The organism is Desulfamplus magnetovallimortis (genome assembly GCF_900170035.1).
Lineage (GTDB): Bacteria > Desulfobacterota > Desulfobacteria > Desulfobacterales > Desulfobacteraceae > Desulfamplus > Desulfamplus magnetovallimortis.
Genome location: NZ_LT828541.1, coordinates 370,710 through 372,585 on the forward strand (window position 1 = coordinate 370,710; position 1,876 = coordinate 372,585).

3 protein-coding genes are annotated in these 1,876 nt (G+C 37.8%); all 3 read right to left on the reverse strand.

Going from position 1 to position 1,876, the window contains the following annotated elements; genetic code table 11:
• On the reverse strand, positions 1–899 hold an 899-nt coding region (locus MTBBW1_RS05740; protein WP_186441106.1), incomplete at its 3' end, for an ATP-binding protein.
• Positions 900–1,111: 212 nt separating this feature from the next.
• Positions 1,112–1,477 (reverse strand): hypothetical protein, encoded by a 366-nt coding sequence (locus MTBBW1_RS05745; protein WP_080800470.1) that lies wholly within the window; start codon positions 1,475–1,477, stop codon positions 1,112–1,114.
• 103 nt (positions 1,478–1,580) lie between these two features.
• Positions 1,581–1,876: hypothetical protein (locus MTBBW1_RS05750; protein WP_222423992.1), on the reverse strand; the 296-nt coding region annotated here is incomplete at its 5' end.

Genomic DNA, 1,876 nt, shown 5'->3' on the forward strand with positions numbered 1-1,876 from the left:
ATATATTTAAGAGCTGTCATTAAAGAAAAGGGATTGAACACTTTTACGTTTCGCTTTGAAAAACGATAACCATTGTAATGTTTCAGCAGTTCTTCCATTACATCAGCAATCTTGTCATCATTCTGATCTGCCATTCGTTTTATGTGGGGCATTAAATATTGTTCGACCTCACCCGTTGTATAACCGAGCATATCAGCATACAAAGAGAGCATTGTAAGGTCTGTGAGGTTGTTAAGTTCTGAAAAAATGGATACCTGGCTAAATTTTGAAACCCCTGTAATAAATACAAAACGGGTTATATCAACAACATCGGCATCTTTTATTACTCCAAAGAAATCTTTAAGTATATCTCTGTTCTTCTTGGCAATCCCAAGAGCTTCATCACCTTTCCCAAGGTGGTCTATAAGAGGCTTGTCATACTCATCAATGAGAAAGACAACCGGCATTTTGGTTTTTCTGTTAAGGGCAATGGCAAGCTCCTTGAATTTGCCTTTTATAAAAGAGCGTTTAAGCTCAATATCATAATTGGATGCAATTTCAATGAGGTGTTCTTCAATGCTATGCTCAAGGATATCCGGAGTCTGATGACTTATTCCATTGAAATCAAGGGTTATGACAGGATGGTGTTTCCATTCCCATTTAAAATTTTGGGCATTAGCTTTATCTTCATTCTCTTTTATCCACAACCCTTCAAACAGCTCTTCTCTGCCCTCAAAGAGACACTTAAGGGTGGAGACCATCAAGGATTTACCGAACCTTCTTGGTCTGGATAAAAAATAATATTTGCCATCGCTTATCATCTGGCAAATATGTCTTGTTTTATCCACATAGAGATTTCCATTGAGTCTTATGTTCTCAAAGGAAGAGTTACCTGTGGGCAGTATTGGCAAATTGTTCATAACAATAATCCTTGGGGCCGTCAGGTCATGGGCCAGGGCTGTTCAGTTCTGTGAATTCATGACCGTAGGGGCAGTGCCTTGTGCCTGCCCTCAGTGGGTACCCACAAGGGGATACCCCTACAATTCACTGTTGATCTGGAGAATTGAACAGCCCTGATGGGCGTTTATTAAATTACCTACGTGATATTTCTTTTTTGATACATAGTTATAAACTATAGATGCGACCAGTCATCATCTTTCAAATCTTTAATCATCTTAATATCCTCAGGGACAATCTGTTCTATTTTATCCAGATCACATAATCCTCTACCCTGTTCACGAAGACACTCCCTCTCTTTTCTTATCTTGTCATTAATTGAAAGAAGATACTCATACCACTTATTAAATTCATCACTGTCATGCTCATCCCATTCAGCAAGTGGATAGTATAATTTTTCTTTAGTCTCAAGCATATATATACGCTCTTTTTTAAATATTTGATTTTTTATTATCACACAATAAGGTGTGCCTCTCAATCCTTGGTAATCGAATTCAGCAGTTGTTTTAACGGAGGTTTGACCACTTATCATCTGTGCCATTTCTATCTCCTTTATGTTTTAATTTGGGATTAAGCAGTTAATTTATGGGAGTATGTTAGGCTCTGTTGACATTTATATATATTTTGATTTAATTTTAGCAAAATCAAATCAATTTCCTGAAACATACCCGCTCAAACCCAAGGGCAACCACCACAAATTTCTGGAGCCTGAGATTGCCATACTTTTCATCAAGGTGTTTTCCATATTGAATTACCTGTTTTTCTCCCTCTTCAAAGGCTTTTTTTATGGGGGGCAGTTCATGGAGAGATTCCTTTGAGAATGCCTTTGCCTGATCACCTGTCAGGCCGGCATCCTTTAAGGTGACAAACTTGAACTCGATGAGAACATCAAAAATTTTTCCATACCGTTTGTCAGGTCTTATAATCATTGTCAAATCGG